The following is a 17,335-nucleotide window of genomic DNA, read 5'->3' as shown; positions in this document are numbered from 1 at the left end:
CAAAATGTCGATCACACTATGCGAAAGGCTTTCTTTGCAATCCTGCGCGCGTGCGCCTATGTCCGCCGGTCTTGAAAGGAATGAGGACAGTGGCACAGAACTGGAATGCAAAGAGCTGGCGGGATCAAGAGGCGCGGCATCTGCCGGTCTATCCCGACGCGGACAAGCTGAACGCGGTGGAAGGCACCCTTGGCAGCTTTCCGCCGCTGGTCTTTGCCGGCGAGGCACGCGCGCTCAAGGCCGATCTGGCCCAGGTGGCGGCGGGCAAGGGTTTTCTGCTCCAGGGCGGGGACTGCGCCGAAAGCTTTGCCGAATTTCATCCCAACAACATCCGCGACACGTTCCGGGTGCTGTTGCAGATGGCCGTGGTCCTCACCTTTGCCAGCAAGCAGCCGGTGGTGAAGGTTGGCCGCATGGCCGGCCAGTTCGCCAAGCCGCGCTCCTCGCCGGTGGAGCGCCAGGGTGATGTGGAACTGCCCAGCTATCTGGGTGACAACATCAACGGGATCGATTTCACGCCCGAACAGCGCATCCCCGATCCTGACCGGATGCTGCGCGCCTATAGCCAGGCGGCCGCAACGCTCAACCTGCTGCGCGCCTTTGCCGGCGGCGGCTATGCCAACCTGCGCCAGGTGCACGGCTGGACGCTCGACCATATCGCCAAGAGCCCCTGGGCCACCAAGTTTGGCGAAATGGCCGACAAGATCGGCGAAGCGCTGGACTTCATGGAAGCCTGCGGGGTCAACCCGTCGAATGTCCCGCAACTGCAGGGCACCAGCTTCTATACCAGCCACGAAGCGCTGCTGCTGCAGTATGAAGAGGCGATGACGCGGCAGGATTCGCTGACCGGTGACTGGTACGATACCAGCGCGCACATGCTGTGGATCGGCGATCGCACCCGCTTCGAAGGTTCGGCCCATGTCGAATTCCTGCGCGGCGTGGGCAATCCCATCGGCATGAAGTGCGGCCCCAGCCTGACGCCCGACGCGCTGCTGCGCATGCTCGACACGCTCAACCCCGCGCGAGAAGCCGGCCGTATTACCCTGATCAGCCGCTATGGCCACGACAAGGTGGAAGCCGGCCTGCCCGCACTGGTGCGCGCGGTGAAGCGCGAAGGGCACCCGGTGGTGTGGAGCTGCGACCCGATGCACGGCAACGTGATCAAGGCCGACAACGGCTACAAGACGCGGCCGTTCGACCGCATCCTGGCCGAAGTGAAGGGCTTCTTCGCCGTGCACCGCGCCGAAGGCACGCATGCGGGCGGCATCCATATCGAGATGACCGGCCGCGATGTGACCGAATGCACCGGCGGCGCCGTGGCGATCACCCAGGAAAGCCTGGCCGACCGCTACCACACCCACTGCGACCCGCGCCTCAACGCCGCGCAGTCGATCGAACTGGCGTTCCTGCTGGCCGAAATGCTCAACCTGGAGCACGCCGACAAGAAGGCCGAAGCGGCCTGAGACTACCAAAAGCCCCCTCCTCTTCAGAGGAGGGGGTTGGGGGTGGTGCGAAACCAGGCGCTAGATCCCGAACAAGCGGGACCCCGGATCAAGCCCTGGGTGACGTTAAACTGACGTTATATGGTTCGTCACCCCGGGCTAGACCCGGGGTCCCGCTTTCCTTCGAAATCGGCCGCAACGTGCGTTGACGCTCCGCATGTGTCTGCGCGACGATCCGCCCATGGATCGCGAAACCTATAGCGGCTGGGTCTATATGATGGCCGATCGCTATCGCGGCACGCTCTACATTGGCGTGACAGCGGACCTCGCACAACGGATCGATCAGCATCGCAAGGGCGCCGGATCAGACTTCTGCGCGCGCTACGGTTTGCATCGGCTGGTCTGGGCGGAGCGCGGGGAGCCGATCGACGCCTGCATCGCGCATGAAAAGCGGTTGAAGCGCTGGCGCCGGGACTGGAAGTTTGCGCTGGTTGAAACGGCCAATCCAGAGTGGGACGATCTGTTTCGGTTTCTGGTGTGACTGTTTTCCAAGGAAAAGCGGGACCCCGGGTCAAGCCCGGGGTGACGTTGTAAATTGATGCTATCGTGTTCGTCACCCCGGACTTGATCCGGGGTCCCGCTTGTTGGCGGATAGCACGGCGTACGCCACTTTTTCCGGGCACAACCCCACGGCGCCACTTCCCCCCGCGCACGCCATCGCGCACAGTGGCAGGCATGAGCCAGCCCAACGCCCAAAAGCCCATGGACCCGCTTGCCCAACGCGCGCTGTTTGCCAGGGCGGTGGACCTGCTCGGCGGGATCAAGGCCGCTGGCCAGGCGATCGGGGAAAGCGAACTGGGCATGGCCGCGCTGCTTTCGGGCGCGGAGCCATTGCATCCGCGCGTGCTGGAGCGGGCGAGCAAGGCCTTGATCGCCCATGCGGACGCCTGCCGCGCGATGGAGCGGCGGATTTCGCCGGCCTTTACTGCCAACCTGACCAACGCGCAGATCGGCAGGGGCTGAAGACCACAGCGGGCTGCCCCCAAGGCGGCCGAACGGATACGGTATAACGCTGATCGGCGCGGGTTGGTCGTTCGTCGAACGGTTGGGAACCTTTGCTTGACACCATCGCGCCCGCGCGCGTTCGATGCGGCCGCCAAACCGGTTTCGCCTGTAAAGGAATTCACCCTTGCGCTCCGCCCTGTCGCTTGCCGCTGCCGTATCCCTGCTTGCTCTCAACCCCGTGCTGGCCCTGGCCAAGCCTGATGACGCCGCCAAGGCGGACAAGGCCGACAAGGACGCCAGGTCTGATGCCGCGCGCAACGATCCCGATGGCGTGCCCGATCCCGACAGTGCCACCACCACGCGCTTCTTCAAGGCGCGCAAGGTGCTTTCGTCCGGCATGGTGACCGTGGGCGGCCAGAAGATTGACTACACCGCCGAAGCCGGCACCGTGGTGGTGCACCAGGCCGATTGGGACGATACCGATTGGCGCGAGACCGCCGCGGCCGGCAAGACCAAGGACGATGCCAAGGACGCGCCGGCCGAGGCCTCGATGTTCTACACCGCCTATTTCAAGAAGGGCGCGCCCTCGGCCGATCGGCCAATCACGTTCCTGTTCAACGGCGGCCCCGGTTCGGCCACGGTCTGGCTGCACATGGGCGCATTCGGCCCGCGCCGGGTGATCACGGCCAACGACAGCCACACCCCGCCGGCACCCTATAACCTGGTGGACAACGCCTATAGCCTGCTCGACGCATCGGACCTGGTGTTCATCGATGCACCGGGCGCTGGCTGGTCGCGCATTGCCGGCAAGAACAAGGAAAAGGCATTCTGGGGCGTGGACCAGGATGTCCATGCCTTCCGCGAATTCATCAAGGCGTTCCTGTCTGACCATGGCCGCTGGAACTCGCCCAAGTTCCTGCTGGGCGAAAGCTATGGCACGCCGCGCGCCTCGGCCCTGGTCAACGCGCTGCAATCAGACGATTCGATCGATTTCAACGGGGTTGTCCTGCTTTCGGCGATCCTCAACTTCGATCTTTCGGCCGATGGCCCGGAACACAACCCCGGCGTGGACAGCGCCTATGTGGTGAGCCTGCCCACCGTGGCGGCAACGGCGTGGTATCATAACCGCCTGCCCGGCACGCGCCCGGCTGACCTGGAAACCTTCCTGCGCGAGGTGGAGCACTTTGCCACCACCGACTATGCCATGGCCCTGATGCAGGGCAGCACGCTGCCCGATGCCCAGCGCCAGGACATGGCCAAGCGCCTGGCCGGCTATACCGGCATTCCGGCCGAATACTGGCTGCGCTCCAACCTGCGGCTCAACGTGGGCCAGGTGATGCAGCACCTGCAGGAAGAGCAGGGCCTGACCACCGGCCGCCTCGATTCGCGTTTTTCGGGCCCCACGCTCGATCCCACGGCCAAGGAAGCCGGCTATGACCCGCAGAGCGCGGCGATCAGCTCGGCCTATATCTCGGCGTTCAACGCCTATGCGCGGGACAGCCTGCACTATGCCACGCAGGCGACCTACAAGCCGTTTGCCGGGCTGACCGAATGGGACATGACCCACCGCCTGCCCGATGGCAGCCGGTCGGAAAGCGGCCCGCTCAACGTGATGCCCGATCTGGCCAACGCGATGAAGCAGAACCCGCAGCTCAAGGTGCTGCTGGCCGGCGGCTATTACGATCTCGCCACGCCCTATTTCGAAGGGCTGTTCGAGACGCGCCACCTGCCCATGCCGCAATCGCTGCAGGGCAACATCAGCTTTGCCTATTACCCGTCGGGCCACATGGTCTATGCCAACGAGGCCTCGCTCAAGGGCTTCCACGATGCCACGGCGGCGTTCATCGCCCGCAACAGCGGCAAGCACTGATCCCGTTCAATAGAACGCGGTCACGTTGAACGAACCATAGGTGGTGGATTGCCCCGGCTGCGCATTGGGCGCGGTCTGCATGAAGCCACCTTTGGCCAGATAGACCCCATCGAATTCCAGGCGCAGCCGGCGGGGCACCGCCCAATAGCGCAGCCGGGAATCGAACTGGTGCCCGGCAAACCTGCCGCTGGTGCCCGCCGCATCGCGCACGCCCGAACTGCCAAACATATCGTGCGCATTGGCCAGCCACATCGGGTGCCATGTCAGCAGATAGTCAAACCGCTTGGACGGCGCGCCTTCCAGCCGCAATCCGGGGGCGATGATGTTAGCGCGATAGGGCACGTTATAGAGCCCGGCCGGGGCGAAGTCGTTGCGCCGCGTGGCGTAGAGCGGATCATAGCGGGTGATCGTGCCGCCGGGCGTATCGCCGGTGGCAAAGTCCAGCTCTGCCGTCAGATGCGTTTTCGCCCTGTCGGCAAAGGTATAGCCCAGGCGCACGTGCAGGTTGCTGGCGCTGACGGGCAGCAGCGGCGCATTGGGCGCCATGACCATGGCTTCCTCGCCCCACTGGTAATTGCCTTCCAGCTCGTAATCCAGGTGCGCCGGCGCGGGCTCTGCCGCCAGGCGCAGGCTGGAGGTGTTGAGCGAGCGGTCGCGCGTCGGGGTATCGGGCCGATCGCGTTCGCCAAGGTGCAGCAGTCCGGCCTCGATTAAGGTGACCGGCGCCCCCTTGGCCGAGATCACCTTGCCGACAAAGCCGCCCCACAGCATCAGGTCAAAGCCCTCATGGTCCCAGGCAAAGCGGTGGACATGCATGCCGCGCCGGTCCAGCGGCAGGCGCTGGTCGGGCAGGGTGAAGACGAGTGACGCGCGCCATCCGCTGGGCCATTGGGCCTCGGCATGAAGGCCGGTATAGCTGTTGATGGTGTTGCGATAATCGTCGGCCGCGATCAGGCGGCGCGATCCGATGTTGAGCGTTTCGCGCCCCACTCTGACATTGAGCTTGCTGCCCTTGCCGAGGCGGCCGGGCAGGTCCAGCCCGACATAGCCTTGCACCAGCTCGAAAGCGTTGATCTCTCCGGTGGTGATCGGCGTGCCGGGATTGTCGTTGAACACGCGCGCGTCCCACAACTCTCCCACCACCTGCCACGGGCCCTTGGTCCACGCGGCCTTGATCGTGGCGCGGGTGTTGATCAGCTGGTCGGTGCGGTTGGCGTTGGGCCGCGCCTGGCCATCGATCGCTTCATAACGCAGGCGGATCTGGCCAGAGATGGCCAGGCCATCGGCCGGCGGTGCCTCTCCCGCCAAGGCCGGCGGGGCGGCTGCCAGGGCCGTGGCGGCAAGCAGCGCAGCGCCCGGCAGGCGGGCGCGGTGGCAAAGGGCGGGCATCGGCGGTTTCCCTTGTGGCACAGTGATGCCACCGGGATTAGCGCCGCGCCCGCCAAGCCGGCGTGAAAGCGGCCTTAAGCGGAACTACGCGTCGTCGAACAGCACCACCGCGCGGGCGCCATCGCCACGGCGCAGCGCGGCAAAGCCATCGTTGACCTGATCGAGCGTGATCCGCGCGGTCAGCATCGTGTCGAGCTTGAGCTGCCCACCGAGGTAGAAATCAACCAGGCGCGGCAGGTCGATCGGAAAGCGGTTCATGCCCATCAGCCCGCCTTGCAGCGTCTTGCCCGACAGCAGGTCCATCGCCGAAAGGCCGACCTTGTGATCGAGCGGCATCATGCCCAGGATCGTGGCCGTGCCACCCCGGCGCAAGACCTGCACCGCCAGATCGGCCGAGGCCGGGCGGCCCACGGCCTCGATCGCATGTTCCACGCCGCCGCGCGTCAGTTCCATTATCGCGCCGGCGGCATCGTCGGCACTGGGGTCGATCGTGTCGGTCGCGCCCATTTCCTGCGCCAGCGCGCGCTTTTCGGGTGAAGGGTCGGCGGCGATGATGCGGCCGGCCCCGGCAATGCGCGCGGCGTTCACGGCCGCCAGGCCCACGCCGCCGCAGCCGATCACCGCCACGCTGTCACCCGGCGTCGGCTTGCAGGCATTGAACACCGCACCAGCCCCGGTGGTGACCGCGCAGCCCAACAGCGCCGCGCGATCGAGCGGCATGTCGGGCCGGATGGCGACGCAGGCGTTTTCGTGCACCAGCATCATTTCGGCCAGCGCCGACAGGTTGAGCATCTGCTGCACCGGTGTGCCGTCTGGCCGGGCGAGGCGCGGCGCCGCGCCGCGCGGGCGGCGGGTGCCGCTGCCCAGGCACAGCGCCATGCGGCCCGACAGGCAGAATTCGCAGGTGCCGCAAAAGGCCGAAAGGCAGGTGACCACGCGATCACCCTTCTTCACCCGCCGCACTTCCTCGCCCACGGCCTCGACGATGCCGGCGGCCTCGTGCCCGGGCACGGCGGGCAGCGCGTGGGGATAGGCGCCGTCGATGAAATGCAGGTCGGAATGGCACAGGCCGCAAGCCACCGTGCGGATCAGCACCTCATGCGGGCCGGGCCGGTCAACCACCAGATCGGCCAGGGTCAGCGGCTGGCCCGCTTGTTCGAGAACGGCAGCTTTCATCGGTGGTCCTCTTCGTGGCGCCGGCGGATCGTGTCGCGGCTGCGCTGGTTCATTCGCGCAAATGCGCGGCCGGTCAACGCCCGGTAAGGGTGATCATCCAGAAATCGGGCCGCGTGCCGATGCGCAAGGGAAAGCTGCCCGATCCCACGCCGCTGCCGATCAACACGATCTGGTCCTGCCAGCGCACGATGCCACAGCGAAACCGCGCGTCGTAATAGCGATTGCCGGTGATGGGGTTGCCGGCGATGCTGATGCCGGGCAGGTGAATCTGGCCGCAATGGGTGTGGCCGGCCAGGATCAGCGGCACGCCGGGGATCACGCGCGGCACATGCTCCACCACGATCACCGGTTTGCCCGCGGCGCGCGCGGCGGGCAGCAGCGGCGCGGCGATCAGCCGGGCACGGGGCGTATCGGCCAGGCCCAGCAGCGTGATCGGCCCCACGCCCTGGCTCTGGTTGTTGAGCACGGTGATCCCGGCGCGGCGCAGCAGCGCGGTAACCGCGTGCGGATCGGTCCATTCGTCATGATTGCCCAGCACGGCATAGACGCCCAGCGGGGCATGCAGGCGCGCCAGTGCCTCGGGCAGCAAATCCAGATGCACCGCCGGATCGTTGCGCCGGTCACCATTGACGAAATCGCCGGCCAGCAGGATGGCATCGGGGTGCTGCGCCATGATCTGGTCCACCACGCGGTCCAGCCGGGCGGCGCTCATCCCGTGGCTGCCGACATGGATATCGGAAACCAGCGCCACGTCGATCTTGCGGCCGGCCATGGCCGGGGTATCGAACACGATCACCGCGCGGCGCACCAGCGGCGGCCAGGTTTCCACCCAATAGCCCCAGCCCAGCAAGGCCAGCCCGGCCAGAATCAGGGCAAGGAGAGTCCAGGCCCACCACATCCGGCGATAGCTTGGCGGCGATGGCTCGATCTCCACGGCCGCCACGCGATCAGTGCCGGGTCAATTCGCGGACAAAGCCGATCAGACCGGTCTGGCGCGCGCGCTTGAGGCGTTCGGCCGCCAGGATCTGGCAGATCTGGGTATAGCAGGCATCGATATCGTCGTTGACCACGACATAGTCATAGCCGTCCCAGTGGCTGATTTCGGCCTGGGCGCGGGCCATGCGCGCGGCGATCACTTCGGCGCTGTCGGTGCCGCGCCCGGTCAGGCGGCGGCGCAGTTCCTCGATGCTCGGCGGCAGGATGAACACGCGCACCACGTCGGCCTCGGCCTTTTGATAGAGCTGCTGCGTGCCCTGCCAGTCGATGTCGAACAGGGTGTCGCCGCCTTCCTTGAGGCGGGCGCGGATATGGGCCTTGGGCGTGCCATAGCAATTACCGAAGACTTCGGCCCATTCATAGAATTCGTTGGCTTCGACCATGGCATCGAACGTGGCGCGGTCGACGAAGTGGTAATCCTTGCCATCCACCTCGCCGGGGCGGATCGGGCGCGTGGTGGCCGAAACCGATGCCTCGATCTGCGAATCGTGCGCCAGCAGGCGCTTGGCGATCGTCGTCTTGCCCGCGCCCGATGGCGAAGACAGGATCAGCATGAGGCCGCGACGATGCAGTGCATCGGCACGGGAAACGGGCAGGGTGGGGGGCAATGCGCTGTCGGCCATGGTCGCAGATGGACCATGGCCGCCCTGCCGGTCAAGCCGCAGTTTGTGGCACCGGGAAGGTTTGCCAGGCTCTGCCGCAAAGGGGCAGGCGCTGCGGGATCAGCGCGGCTTGGCTTTCACCGCGGCGCGGGCGCGGCGGGTCTTGCGGCGATCATAGAGCGCCTTGGCGACCAGGCCGCCGCCAACCACGATCGCGCCGGGCACCGAACGCGTGGCGACGCGGGCAATCGCGGTGCCAACCAGGCTACCCACCAGCGAGGGGCCGCGGATCAGCCCGCCGGGCGTGCGCACCGGCAATGCCTTGCCCAGCACGCGGCCAGCCAGGCCCTTGCCGGCAACGCCGCGGGCCAGCAGGGCGCTGCCCGCGCTCATCGCGATATCGGTGAGGATCAGGGTGGTCAGCGGGCTGTTGAGCGGCTGATCGTCCTTGGTAGGCGCAGCCTTGGCCGGTTCTGCCTTGGCCGGCACGGCCTGGGTGCCGTCCTCGTTGATATCCTGTTCCGACTTCGCCGCTTTGCCCTTGGAAACCATGTGCGGGTGCCCCGTGTACCTTGATGGCCTGCGGCAAACGCGATCGGACTGGGCCGGGATCAGGTCTGGCGCAGGCGGTTACTTCTTGCGGCCGAAATCGACCGTGACGACATTCGAGCCGTCGTCGCTGCGTTCAACGGCGGGCTTGTCGGAAGTTTCCCCGGGGTTTGCGGAAGAATCGTTTTCCGCGTCCTCGTGGATGTCATCGTCCATCTCGTCGGCCGCCTGGAACTGCAGGCCGAAATCCACCGCGGGATCGACAAAGGCCGTGATCGCGCGGAACGGGATGACCAGCGTTGACGGCACCTGGTTGAAGCTCAACCCGACCGAGAAGGTATCTTCCTCCACCTTGAGGTCCCAGAACTTGTTCTGGAGCACGATGGTCATCTCGTCGGGAAAGCGTTCTTTCAGCCGGTTGGGGATGGAAACCCCCGGCGCCCCGGTGCGGAACGTGATGTAGAAATGGTGCTGGCCGGGAAGCATCCCGCCGGATGCCTCCACCTGGCCCAGGACGCGGCCTACCACGGCGCGCAGGGCTTCCTGCACGATTTCGTCATAGGGGATCAGGCTGTCGGGCGTTTCGCTCATATGCAGCACAACTGGCGCTGGCACGGGCGCGGGTCAAGAGGGAGTGATTGATTCTCGCATATCCGGGCGTATAGGCATGGCCCATGCGCACCGGATCGATCACCCGCACCACCGCCGAAACCGATATCAAGGTCAGCGTCAACCTGGATGGCTCCGGGGTCTATGACGTGAACACCGGGATCGGCTTTCTCGATCACATGATCGAGCAGTTCTCGCGTCATTCGCTGATCGATGTGACGCTGTTCGTGAAGGGCGATCTTCACGTGGACGAGCATCACACCGTGGAAGACAGCGCGATCGCGCTGGGCCAGGCGATCGGCCAGGCGCTGGGCGACAAGAAGGGCATCACCCGCTACGGTTCGACCTATGCCCCGATGGACGAGGCGCTGGCCCGTGTCGCGCTCGACATTTCCGGCCGCCCGATCCTGGTGTGGAAGGCTGCGTTCAGCCAGCCGCGCCTGGGGACGATGGACACCGAGATGTTCGAGCACTGGTTCCAGTCGATCTCGCAGGCCGCCGGCATCACGCTGCACATCGAGTGCCTCTATGGCACCAACAACCACCATATCATCGAGGGCATCTTCAAGGGCTTTGCCCGTGCCATGGCCCAGGCGATCGCCATCGATCCGCGCAAGGCCGATGCCATTCCCTCGACCAAGGGCATGCTCGGTGGCTGAACGGCTGGCCCTGATCGACTATGGCGCCGGCAACCTGCGCTCTGTCGCCAATGCGCTGAAAGTGGCTGGCGCGGAAAACGTCATCGTCACCGCCGATCCTGATGTGGTGCGCCGCGCCGATCGCATCGTCTTGCCTGGTGTGGGCGCCTATCGCGCCTGTGCCACGGCGCTGCGCGGCGTTGTCGGCATGATCGACGCGCTGGAAGAGCGCGTGCTGGCCGATGCCGTGCCGTTCCTGGGTATTTGCGTGGGCATGCAATTGCTCGCCTCGCGCGGGGTGGAGCATGGCGTGACCGAGGGGCTCGACTGGATCGCGGGCGAGGTGCGCCTGATCGAGCGGACCGATCCGGCGATCAAGGTGCCGCACATGGGCTGGAACGATGTGTCGCCCATGCACCACGGCGATGGCGCCAGCCTGATCCGGGGTGGGGAAGCCTATTTTCTGCACTCGTATCACTTCGCCGCTGATGACGGCGCAGATGTTGCGGCGATGACTGACCATGGCGGCGGCCTGGTGGCGGCCGTGGCGCGCGACAATATCCTGGGCGTGCAGTTCCACCCGGAAAAGAGCCAGGCCTATGGCCTTGGCCTGTTGTCGCGCTTCCTCGGCTGGCAGCCCTGAGGCGCCCAGCCTGAGCCACCCAGCCTGAGGCGCACGGCCCCGCCAAAGGGGCAGGGCGCGGAACCAGCCGCGCCGCGAGGCTTTCCCTTTCCTGACACCGGCAGGAAAAGGACGCATCATGGCAATAGGTTACGCGGCAACCGGCGGGGCAGCGGGGCATACCGCGCAAACCCCGTTGACCGGACGGCGCATCGCCATCACCGGCGGCACCACCGGCATTGGGCGCGCGGCGGCACTTTTGCTGGCCGGCGAAGGCGCGCAGATATTCACCTGCGGACGGGATCCTGAGCACCTGGGCGATTGCCTCGCCGCCGTGCGCGATGCCGGGGGAACGATCGACGGCCTGGCGCTGGATCTCGCGCACGAAGGCGCGGTCGATCGCTTTTTCGGCGCGGCCGAGCAGGCAATGGGCGGGATCGACGTCGCGGTCATCAACGCGGCGGTGCCGGCCTCAGGACTGACCGAGATGGACGAGGCGGCGCTGCGCTATGCCATCGCGGCCGATTTCACCGCCTATCTCGTCTCGGCCTGGCGGGCAGCCGCAGCCTTGTCGGGCAAGGATGGCGACATCGTGCTGGTCGGCTCGATGAGCGCGCACGTCCTTGGTGGCCATTCCACCGTCTATGCCGGGATGAAAGCCGGCATTGCTGGCTTTGCCGAAGCGCTGCGCCGCGAAATGGGCGGCAAGGGCGTGCGGGTCGGCCTGGTAGAGCCGGGCCTGGTTGGCACCGATTTCCAATATCCCGATATCCCGGCCGACAAGCAGCGCGCGATGATCGCGGACGAAAAGATGCTGCGCGCCGAAGATATCGCCGTCGGCATCCACTATTTCCTCACCCAGCCGCGCCGCACCGTCGTGCAGCAGTTGGTCATCGTTCCCAGGGTCAACGAAGAATGAAATTCCCCCACGACCGACTGGTCATCACCCCCCACGTCATCGATCTGTCGCGCTCGCCGCTGGCGGGCCATTTCGATGCGGAAACCTTTGTGCTGGGGGCGTTCAATCCCGGCATGACCACGCTGCCCAATGGCAACGTCCTCCTCATGGTGCGCGTGGCCGAGGCGCTGCGCGAGCCGATCCGCGATGGCAAGGTGCACGCGATCCGCTGGGATGGCGATGGCCGGCTTGTCGGCGGTCAGCCGTTCGGGCGCTTCGTGCTCGATGCCTGGCCACTGGAACTGGCCGATACCCGCGATCCGCGCAAGTTCATGGTGCCCGGCGGCGGCTGGAAAGTCATGGCGCTCACCTCGCTATCGTGGCTGCTGCCAGTGGAAATGACGCCAGATGCCATGGAAATCGTGGCGATCCATTACGACAAGGTGATCGCGCCGGCTGGGCCCTGGGCCTGCTATGGTGTGGAAGACGCCCGCATTTCCCGCGTGGCCGACGGGCAATATCTGATGACCACCTGCTCGGTCAGCCCGGAACGCCATTCCACCACGCTTTACAGCTCTGCCAATGGCCTCGACTGGACGTTCGAAGGCTTGGTCCTCGACCACCAGAACAAGGACATGCTGATTTTCGAAGGCCTGGTCGATGGGGCCTATTGGGCCCAGACGCGGCCGCTGGGCGATCTGTGGTTCGCCTATCCGCCCGGCAGCCCGTTCCGTGCCGGCCCCTCGATCAACCTGGCAACATCGCGCGATGGCCGGCACTGGAAGCCCCATCTTTCGCCGCACATCCGCCCGCGCGTCGATCGCCCGGCCACGGCCCGGATGGGCGGCGGCGCGCCGCCGATCCTGACGGAAGTGGCGGGCCAGCGTGGCTGGCTAAGCCTGTGGCACGGGGTGGAGCCCAAGGAAATCGTCGGTATCTACCGCACGTTCTGGTCGCTGCTCGATGAAGCCGATCCCACCCGCATCCTGGCGGAGGGAGAGGTGCCGCTGCTCGAGCCCGAACCGGCGCTGACCCAACCGCTCGAAGACCTGCTCTATCTGCGCGATGTGGTCTTCACCACCGGGGTCATCGACCAGGGCGATCGCTTCATCGTCGCCTCGGGCGAGGCCGATCTGGCCTGCCGCATCACCCATGTGCCCAAGGATGCGTTGGGGTAGGGCAGCAAAGGGGCTTCGACAGGCTCAGCCCGAACGGACTTCACGGAAGTCGGTCCTGCCCCCGTTCGCCCTGAGCTTGTCGAAGGGCACCAAACGCGACCCACGCAAAACCCGTTGGACATGGCCGCGCGCAATGCTAGGCGCGCGGCCATGATCGTATTTCCCGCCATTGACCTCAAGGGAGGTCAGGTCGTCCGCCTTGCAGAAGGCGATATGGATCGTGCCACTGTCTATGGCGATGATCCCGCGCACCAGGCCGGGCTGTTTGCCCAGGCCGGTTCGCAATACCTGCATGTGGTCGATCTCGATGGCGCCTTTGCGGGCGAGGCGCGCAATGCCCGCGCGGTGGAAAGCATTCTCAAGGCCTTCCCCGGCCATGTCCAGCTGGGCGGTGGCATCCGCAATGCCCGCGCGGTCGACGGCTGGTTCGATCTGGGCGTCTCGCGCGTGGTGATCGGCACCGCCGCACTCAAGGATCCGCAGTTCGTCAAGGATATGGCCAAGGCCTATCCCGGCGGCATCGTGGTGGCGGTGGACGCGCGCGACGGCATGGTCGCCACGGCTGGCTGGGCCGATGTGTCCGACGTGTCGATCACCGATATGGCCCGCCGGTTCGAGGATGCCGGCGTTGCTTCGCTCCTGTTCACCGACGTGGGCCGCGATGGCCTGCTCAAGGGTTGCAACATCGAGGCGACGGTCAACCTGGCGCGCGCCACGCGGCTGCCGGTGATCGCCAGCGGCGGCGTGAAAGGCATCGATGACATCGCCATGCTCAAGGTGCATGAAGCCGATGGCATCGAAGGCGTGATCACCGGCCGCGCGCTCTATGACGGGCGGCTCGATCTGGCCGCCGCGATCCAGATCGCGGAACGCTAAAGACTTGCACCAACGAAAGGCGCCTGTGTCATGACCGTCCGCGTCCGTGTCATTCCCTGCCTCGATGTGGCCGAAGGCCGCGTGGTCAAGGGCGTCAACTTCGTCGACCTGCGCGATGCCGGCGATCCGGTGGAACAGGCCCGCGCCTATGACGCGGCCGGGGCTGACGAGCTGTGTTTCCTCGATATTTCCGCGACGCACGAAGGGCGCGGCACGCTGCTCGATGTGGTCGCCCGCACGGCCGAGGTGTGCTTCATGCCCTTGACCGTGGGTGGCGGCGTGCGCGCGGTGGAGGATGCCCGCGCGCTGTTGCTGGCCGGCGCCGACAAGGTGGCGGTCAACAGCGCGGCGGTGGCGCGGCCCGAACTGGTGCGCGAGATTGCCGAGAAATTCGGCGCGCAATGCGTGGTCGGCTCGGTCGATGCGCGGCGAGTGGGCCCAGGCAAGTGGGAAATCTTCACCCATGGTGGGCGCAAGGGCACGGGCATTGATGCCCTGGTCCATGCCGAGCGGTTGGCCAGCTTGGGGGCGGGCGAACTGCTTGTCACCTCAATGGACGGCGATGGCACCAAGGCCGGCTATGACCTGGAATTGACCCGCGCGATTGCCGATGCCGTACCGGTTCCGGTCATTGCCAGCGGCGGGGTGGGCACGCTCGATCACCTGGTCGATGGCGTGACCAAGGGCCATGCCAGCGCGGTCCTCGCCGCCTCGATCTTCCACTTCGGCACCTATTCCATCGCCCAGGCCCACGCCGCGTTGCGTGCTGCGGGATTGCCCGCGCGGGGCTGAGCACCTCTGCCCCTCCGTCAGGCGGGGAGGATCTGATCCTCCCCATGGCATGGGGAGGGGGACCAGCCGCAGGCTGGTGGAGGGGCGGGGCAAGAGGCTTGACCCTCGGCCCGCGCCGTTCCATGCCGCGTGCCATGGACCAGAGCACGCTTGCCCGCCTCGAGGCGACCATCGCCGCCCGCCGCAGCGCCGATCCCGATGCCAGCTATGTTGCGCGCCTCCATGCCAAGGGGCTGGGCAAGATCGCGCAGAAAGTGGGCGAAGAAGGCGTGGAAACGGTGATCGCCGCGCTTTCGGGCAGCGCCGATGAACTGGTGGGCGAGGCAGCCGACCTCTTGTTCCACCTCATGGTCCTGCTTGGCGCGCGCGACGTGCCGCTGGCCCGCGTGCTGGCCGAGCTTGACCGCCGCGAAGGCCTGTCGGGCCTCGCCGAAAAGGCCGCGCGTCCGCGCGATTGAGGGTCGCTTCGCTGCTGTGAACTTTTCACCAGCGTGAAGGCCTTGATTCCCAGCCCCTTAGCGAAAGCACTGTCCCATGCCGATCGATGCCACGCTGCCCTATGATGATCAGAACGTCTTTGCGAAGATCCTGCGCGGGGAAATCCCGTCAAAGAAGGTCTATGAAGACGATTTTGCCCTGGCATTCCATGATATTGCGCCCCAGACGCCGGTGCATGTGCTGGTCATTCCCAAGGGTCCTTATGTCAGCTGGGACGATTTTTCCGCCCATGCCCCGGCCGATCTGATCGCCGGCTTCGTGCGCGCGGTGGGCAAGGTGGCGCGCGATCTCGGTTTGGTCGAGCCAGGCTATCGCCTGCTGGGCAATGTCGGCGGGCACGGCGGGCAGGAAGTGCCGCATCTGCACGTGCATCTGTTCGGTGGCGCGCCGCTTGGCCCGATGCTGGCGCGTTAATCCTTTCGCACCGCAGCAAGATAGGGTAACACAATCGTGTCATTCCGTCGCAAGGCAGGCACGTTTCGCCTATGATCGGCCCGGAAATTCCCTCTGGTTGTCTTAACGGCACGGTCCATCGCCTGGGCGTGCGGGTCTATTACGAAGACACCGACCTTTCCGGCGTTGTCTATCATGCCAATTACTTGCGCTGGTTCGAACGCGCGCGATCCGATCTGTTGCGCCTGATCGGCATTGATCAGCGCGCCGCCCACGAAGCGGGCGAGGGCGCCTTTGCCGTGGCCGACATGGCCCTGCGCTATGCCAGCCCGGCCCGCCTGGACGATGGCATCGTGGTCGAATCGCGCCTTTCTGCACTGCAAGGTGCCAGCTGCACGCTGCTTCAGCAGGCGTTCAGGCACCAGAGCCTTTTGTGCGCCGCGCGGGTTCGCGTCGCCTTTGTCACGCCAGGCGGACGACCACGCCGTCTGCCGCCGTCCTGGCGCGATGCCTTTGCCGCCCTGATCGATCCAGCAATGGACCTTGAGAAAGCCTTCCCATGACTTTGGCCCTTCTAGCCGCCGCAGCAAGCGTGACTGCCGGCGCTCCTACCCGGCTTAATCCTGTTGCCCTGTTCCTGCATGCCGATATCGTCGTGCAGCTCGTGATGAGCGCGCTGGTTCTCGCCAGCGTGTGGGTGTGGATGATCATCGTGTCGTTCAGCCTGCGCATGGCCGGCGCGTCGCGTCGCTCCACCCGCTACGAGCAGGGTTTCTGGGAAGCGCGCGATATCGATGCTTATCACAAGGAAAACGGCAAGGGCGACGTGCCCGCCGCCCGCGTGGTGACCGCCGCGCTGGCCGAATGGCGCCGCTCCACCGCCGGCAAGAATGTCGACCGCGAAGGCACGCGCCAGCGCCTGCAAGTGGCGATGGACAGCGCCGTGGCGGCCGAGACCGACCGCCTGTCGGGCCGCTTGAACTTCCTTGCCACGGTCGGTTCGGTCGCGCCGTTCGTGGGTCTGTTCGGCACGGTGTGGGGCATCATGGACAGCTTCTTCAACATCGGGGCGCAGGCCAATTCCTCGCTCGCGGTGGTGGCGCCGGGTATTTCCGAAGCGCTGTTTGCCACGGCGATCGGCCTGGTGGCGGCGATCCCCTCGGTCATCGCCTACAACCGCTTCAGCAACACGGTGAACCGCTTTGAAGCGCGCCTGTTCCGCTTTGCCGACCGGTTCCACGCCACCTTGAGCCGCGAACTGGAGCAGTAAGCCATGGCCATGAACCTGGGCCAGAGCAGCGGCGGAGGCGGGGGGCGGCGGCGTCGTTCGCGTGGGGCCCCGATGGCCGAAATCAACGTGACGCCGCTGGTCGACGTGATGCTGGTGCTGCTGATCATCTTCATGGTGACCGCGCCGATGCTCACCGCCGGCGTGCCGATCGACCTGCCAGACAGCAAGGCCGAGGCGCTGCAGGAAAAGAAGAACGAGATCACGGTGAGCATGGACGGCCAGGGCCGCCTGTTCCTGGATGACCAGGAACTGGCCCCAGGTGAACTGGCCGATCGGCTGGCCGCCGTGCAGCGCCCCAATGGCGAGGCGCCGCTGGTCACGTTGCGGGCAGACAAGGCGCTCGATTATGGCCGCGTGATCGCGGTGATGGGCGAATTGAACGCCGCTGGTTTCAAGCAGATATCGCTGGTCAGCAATGGCGTGGGTGGTGGCGGTGAACCGGCTGCTCCGGCGCCCGCTGCCCCAGCCGCCGCCGCACCGGCGCAGGGTCAGCCCTGACGCCCATGGCCAC

General features: G+C 66.1%; 21 protein-coding genes. 15 read left to right on the top strand and 6 right to left on the bottom strand.

Annotation, left to right across the window (positions count from 1 at the left end; all coding sequences use genetic code 11):
• Nucleotides 1-89 precede the first annotated feature (89 nt).
• The 4 genes from C8K14_RS05505 (at nt 90) to C8K14_RS05490 (ending at nt 4,317) form a co-directional block, all read left to right on the top strand.
• Nucleotides 90-1,463 (top strand): class II 3-deoxy-7-phosphoheptulonate synthase, encoded by a 1,374-nt coding sequence (locus C8K14_RS05505; RefSeq protein WP_054130678.1) that lies wholly within the window; start codon nt 90-92, stop codon nt 1,461-1,463.
• Between the two features lie 220 nt (nt 1,464-1,683).
• Nucleotides 1,684-1,983 (top strand): GIY-YIG nuclease family protein, encoded by a 300-nt coding sequence (locus tag C8K14_RS05500; RefSeq protein WP_107716023.1) that lies wholly within the window; start codon nt 1,684-1,686, stop codon nt 1,981-1,983.
• A gap of 194 nt (nt 1,984-2,177) precedes the next feature.
• A complete protein-coding gene (locus tag C8K14_RS05495; RefSeq protein ID WP_022677432.1) occupies nt 2,178-2,465 on the top strand; it encodes a hypothetical protein in 288 nt (95 codons plus the stop codon).
• Between the two features lie 166 nt (nt 2,466-2,631).
• Nucleotides 2,632-4,317 carry a S10 family peptidase gene (locus tag C8K14_RS05490; protein ID WP_107715954.1) on the top strand — a complete coding sequence of 562 codons (1,686 nt, stop codon included), beginning with the start codon at nt 2,632-2,634 and terminating at the stop codon, nt 4,315-4,317.
• A 6-nt stretch (nt 4,318-4,323) separates the two neighbouring features.
• Here C8K14_RS05490 and C8K14_RS05485 read toward each other — a convergent pair whose 3' ends face one another.
• From C8K14_RS05485 to C8K14_RS05460, 6 genes are all read right to left on the bottom strand, one after another.
• Nucleotides 4,324-5,706, bottom strand: a complete 1,383-nt coding sequence (locus tag C8K14_RS05485) for an alginate export family protein (protein WP_233250915.1) — start codon at nt 5,704-5,706, stop codon at nt 4,324-4,326.
• 84 nt (nt 5,707-5,790) lie between these two features.
• Nucleotides 5,791-6,882 carry a Zn-dependent alcohol dehydrogenase gene (locus C8K14_RS05480; protein ID WP_107715953.1) on the bottom strand — a complete coding sequence of 364 codons (1,092 nt, stop codon included), beginning with the start codon at nt 6,880-6,882 and terminating at the stop codon, nt 5,791-5,793.
• Nucleotides 6,883-6,955: 73 nt separating this feature from the next.
• On the bottom strand, nt 6,956-7,825 hold the full coding sequence (locus tag C8K14_RS05475) for a metallophosphoesterase (RefSeq protein WP_107715952.1): 870 nt from the start codon (nt 7,823-7,825) through the stop codon (nt 6,956-6,958).
• 4 nt (nt 7,826-7,829) lie between these two features.
• The gene (gene gmk / locus C8K14_RS05470; RefSeq protein ID WP_022675787.1) at nt 7,830-8,501 is read right to left on the bottom strand and encodes a guanylate kinase; all 672 of its coding nucleotides are present in this window, start codon (nt 8,499-8,501) and stop codon (nt 7,830-7,832) included.
• Nucleotides 8,502-8,600: 99 nt separating this feature from the next.
• Complete coding sequence (locus C8K14_RS05465; RefSeq protein WP_054130673.1) at nt 8,601-9,032, bottom strand: hypothetical protein; 432 nt, start codon at nt 9,030-9,032, stop codon at nt 8,601-8,603.
• Between the two features lie 78 nt (nt 9,033-9,110).
• On the bottom strand, nt 9,111-9,620 hold the full coding sequence (locus C8K14_RS05460; RefSeq protein ID WP_022675789.1) for an SspB family protein: 510 nt from the start codon (nt 9,618-9,620) through the stop codon (nt 9,111-9,113).
• 83 nt (nt 9,621-9,703) lie between these two features.
• Here C8K14_RS05460 and hisB point away from each other — a divergent pair, with 83 nt between their 5' ends.
• From hisB to tolR, 11 genes are all read left to right on the top strand, one after another.
• Nucleotides 9,704-10,297: an imidazoleglycerol-phosphate dehydratase HisB gene (gene hisB / locus C8K14_RS05455; RefSeq protein WP_107715951.1), complete on the top strand. Its 594-nt coding sequence runs from the start codon at nt 9,704-9,706 to the stop codon at nt 10,295-10,297.
• Complete coding sequence (hisH, locus tag C8K14_RS05450) at nt 10,290-10,919, top strand: imidazole glycerol phosphate synthase subunit HisH (protein WP_022675791.1); 630 nt, start codon at nt 10,290-10,292, stop codon at nt 10,917-10,919. The genes hisB and hisH overlap by 8 nt, the downstream gene beginning before the upstream one ends.
• A 118-nt stretch (nt 10,920-11,037) precedes the next feature.
• The gene (locus C8K14_RS05445; RefSeq protein ID WP_107715949.1) at nt 11,038-11,817 is read left to right on the top strand and encodes an SDR family oxidoreductase; all 780 of its coding nucleotides are present in this window, start codon (nt 11,038-11,040) and stop codon (nt 11,815-11,817) included.
• A complete protein-coding gene (locus C8K14_RS05440; protein WP_107715948.1) occupies nt 11,814-12,974 on the top strand; it encodes a glycosidase in 1,161 nt (386 codons plus the stop codon). The genes C8K14_RS05445 and C8K14_RS05440 overlap by 4 nt, the downstream gene beginning before the upstream one ends.
• Before the next feature lie 150 nt (nt 12,975-13,124).
• Nucleotides 13,125-13,850 (top strand): 1-(5-phosphoribosyl)-5-[(5-phosphoribosylamino)methylideneamino]imidazole-4-carboxamide isomerase, encoded by a 726-nt coding sequence (gene hisA, locus C8K14_RS05435; RefSeq protein ID WP_062786192.1) that lies wholly within the window; start codon nt 13,125-13,127, stop codon nt 13,848-13,850.
• Between the two features lie 30 nt (nt 13,851-13,880).
• Nucleotides 13,881-14,642 (top strand): imidazole glycerol phosphate synthase subunit HisF, encoded by a 762-nt coding sequence (gene hisF / locus C8K14_RS05430; RefSeq protein WP_022675795.1) that lies wholly within the window; start codon nt 13,881-13,883, stop codon nt 14,640-14,642.
• Nucleotides 14,643-14,776: 134 nt separating this feature from the next.
• A complete protein-coding gene (locus C8K14_RS05425) occupies nt 14,777-15,100 on the top strand; it encodes a phosphoribosyl-ATP diphosphatase (RefSeq protein ID WP_022675796.1) in 324 nt (107 codons plus the stop codon).
• A 76-nt stretch (nt 15,101-15,176) separates the two neighbouring features.
• Nucleotides 15,177-15,554 carry a histidine triad nucleotide-binding protein gene (locus tag C8K14_RS05420; RefSeq protein ID WP_107715947.1) on the top strand — a complete coding sequence of 126 codons (378 nt, stop codon included), beginning with the start codon at nt 15,177-15,179 and terminating at the stop codon, nt 15,552-15,554.
• Between the two features lie 71 nt (nt 15,555-15,625).
• Nucleotides 15,626-16,096, top strand: coding sequence for a tol-pal system-associated acyl-CoA thioesterase (ybgC, locus tag C8K14_RS05415; protein ID WP_054130667.1), 471 nt, complete (start codon nt 15,626-15,628; stop codon nt 16,094-16,096).
• Nucleotides 16,093-16,803, top strand: a complete 711-nt coding sequence (tolQ, locus tag C8K14_RS05410) for a protein TolQ (RefSeq protein WP_062786195.1) — start codon at nt 16,093-16,095, stop codon at nt 16,801-16,803. The genes ybgC and tolQ overlap by 4 nt, the downstream gene beginning before the upstream one ends.
• A 3-nt stretch (nt 16,804-16,806) precedes the next feature.
• Complete coding sequence (gene tolR / locus C8K14_RS05405; RefSeq protein ID WP_054130665.1) at nt 16,807-17,322, top strand: protein TolR; 516 nt, start codon at nt 16,807-16,809, stop codon at nt 17,320-17,322.
• Nucleotides 17,323-17,335 lie beyond the last annotated feature (13 nt).

Source organism: Novosphingobium sp. GV079, from assembly GCF_003058045.1.
In the GTDB taxonomy this organism is placed as follows: domain Bacteria; phylum Pseudomonadota; class Alphaproteobacteria; order Sphingomonadales; family Sphingomonadaceae; genus Novosphingobium; species Novosphingobium capsulatum.
Note: the sequence above shows the minus strand (reverse complement) of the source record. Positions and strands in the feature narration are given on the sequence as shown.

Bases quoted from the DNA above. Each gene is read 5' to 3' on its own strand.
- C8K14_RS05500 (WP_107716023.1), top strand. From the start codon at position 1,684: ATGGATCGCGAAACCTATAGCGGCTGGGTCTATATGATGGCCGATCGC.
- C8K14_RS05495 (WP_022677432.1), top strand. From the start codon at position 2,178: ATGAGCCAGCCCAACGCCCAAAAGCCCATGGACCCGCTTGCCCAACGC.
- C8K14_RS05485 (WP_233250915.1), bottom strand. From the start codon at position 5,706: ATGCCCGCCCTTTGCCACCGCGCCCGCCTGCCGGGCGCTGCGCTGCTT.
- C8K14_RS05480 (WP_107715953.1), bottom strand. From the start codon at position 6,882: ATGAAAGCTGCCGTTCTCGAACAAGCGGGCCAGCCGCTGACCCTGGCC.
- gmk (WP_022675787.1), bottom strand. From the start codon at position 8,501: ATGGCCGACAGCGCATTGCCCCCCACCCTGCCCGTTTCCCGTGCCGAT.
- C8K14_RS05465 (WP_054130673.1), bottom strand. From the start codon at position 9,032: ATGGTTTCCAAGGGCAAAGCGGCGAAGTCGGAACAGGATATCAACGAG.
- C8K14_RS05460 (WP_022675789.1), bottom strand. From the start codon at position 9,620: ATGAGCGAAACGCCCGACAGCCTGATCCCCTATGACGAAATCGTGCAG.
- hisB (WP_107715951.1), top strand. From the start codon at position 9,704: ATGCGCACCGGATCGATCACCCGCACCACCGCCGAAACCGATATCAAG.
- C8K14_RS05445 (WP_107715949.1), top strand. From the start codon at position 11,038: ATGGCAATAGGTTACGCGGCAACCGGCGGGGCAGCGGGGCATACCGCG.
- C8K14_RS05440 (WP_107715948.1), top strand. From the start codon at position 11,814: ATGAAATTCCCCCACGACCGACTGGTCATCACCCCCCACGTCATCGAT.
- hisA (WP_062786192.1), top strand. From the start codon at position 13,125: ATGATCGTATTTCCCGCCATTGACCTCAAGGGAGGTCAGGTCGTCCGC.
- hisF (WP_022675795.1), top strand. From the start codon at position 13,881: ATGACCGTCCGCGTCCGTGTCATTCCCTGCCTCGATGTGGCCGAAGGC.
- C8K14_RS05425 (WP_022675796.1), top strand. From the start codon at position 14,777: ATGGACCAGAGCACGCTTGCCCGCCTCGAGGCGACCATCGCCGCCCGC.
- C8K14_RS05420 (WP_107715947.1), top strand. From the start codon at position 15,177: ATGCCGATCGATGCCACGCTGCCCTATGATGATCAGAACGTCTTTGCG.
- ybgC (WP_054130667.1), top strand. From the start codon at position 15,626: ATGATCGGCCCGGAAATTCCCTCTGGTTGTCTTAACGGCACGGTCCAT.
- tolQ (WP_062786195.1), top strand. From the start codon at position 16,093: ATGACTTTGGCCCTTCTAGCCGCCGCAGCAAGCGTGACTGCCGGCGCT.
- tolR (WP_054130665.1), top strand. From the start codon at position 16,807: ATGGCCATGAACCTGGGCCAGAGCAGCGGCGGAGGCGGGGGGCGGCGG.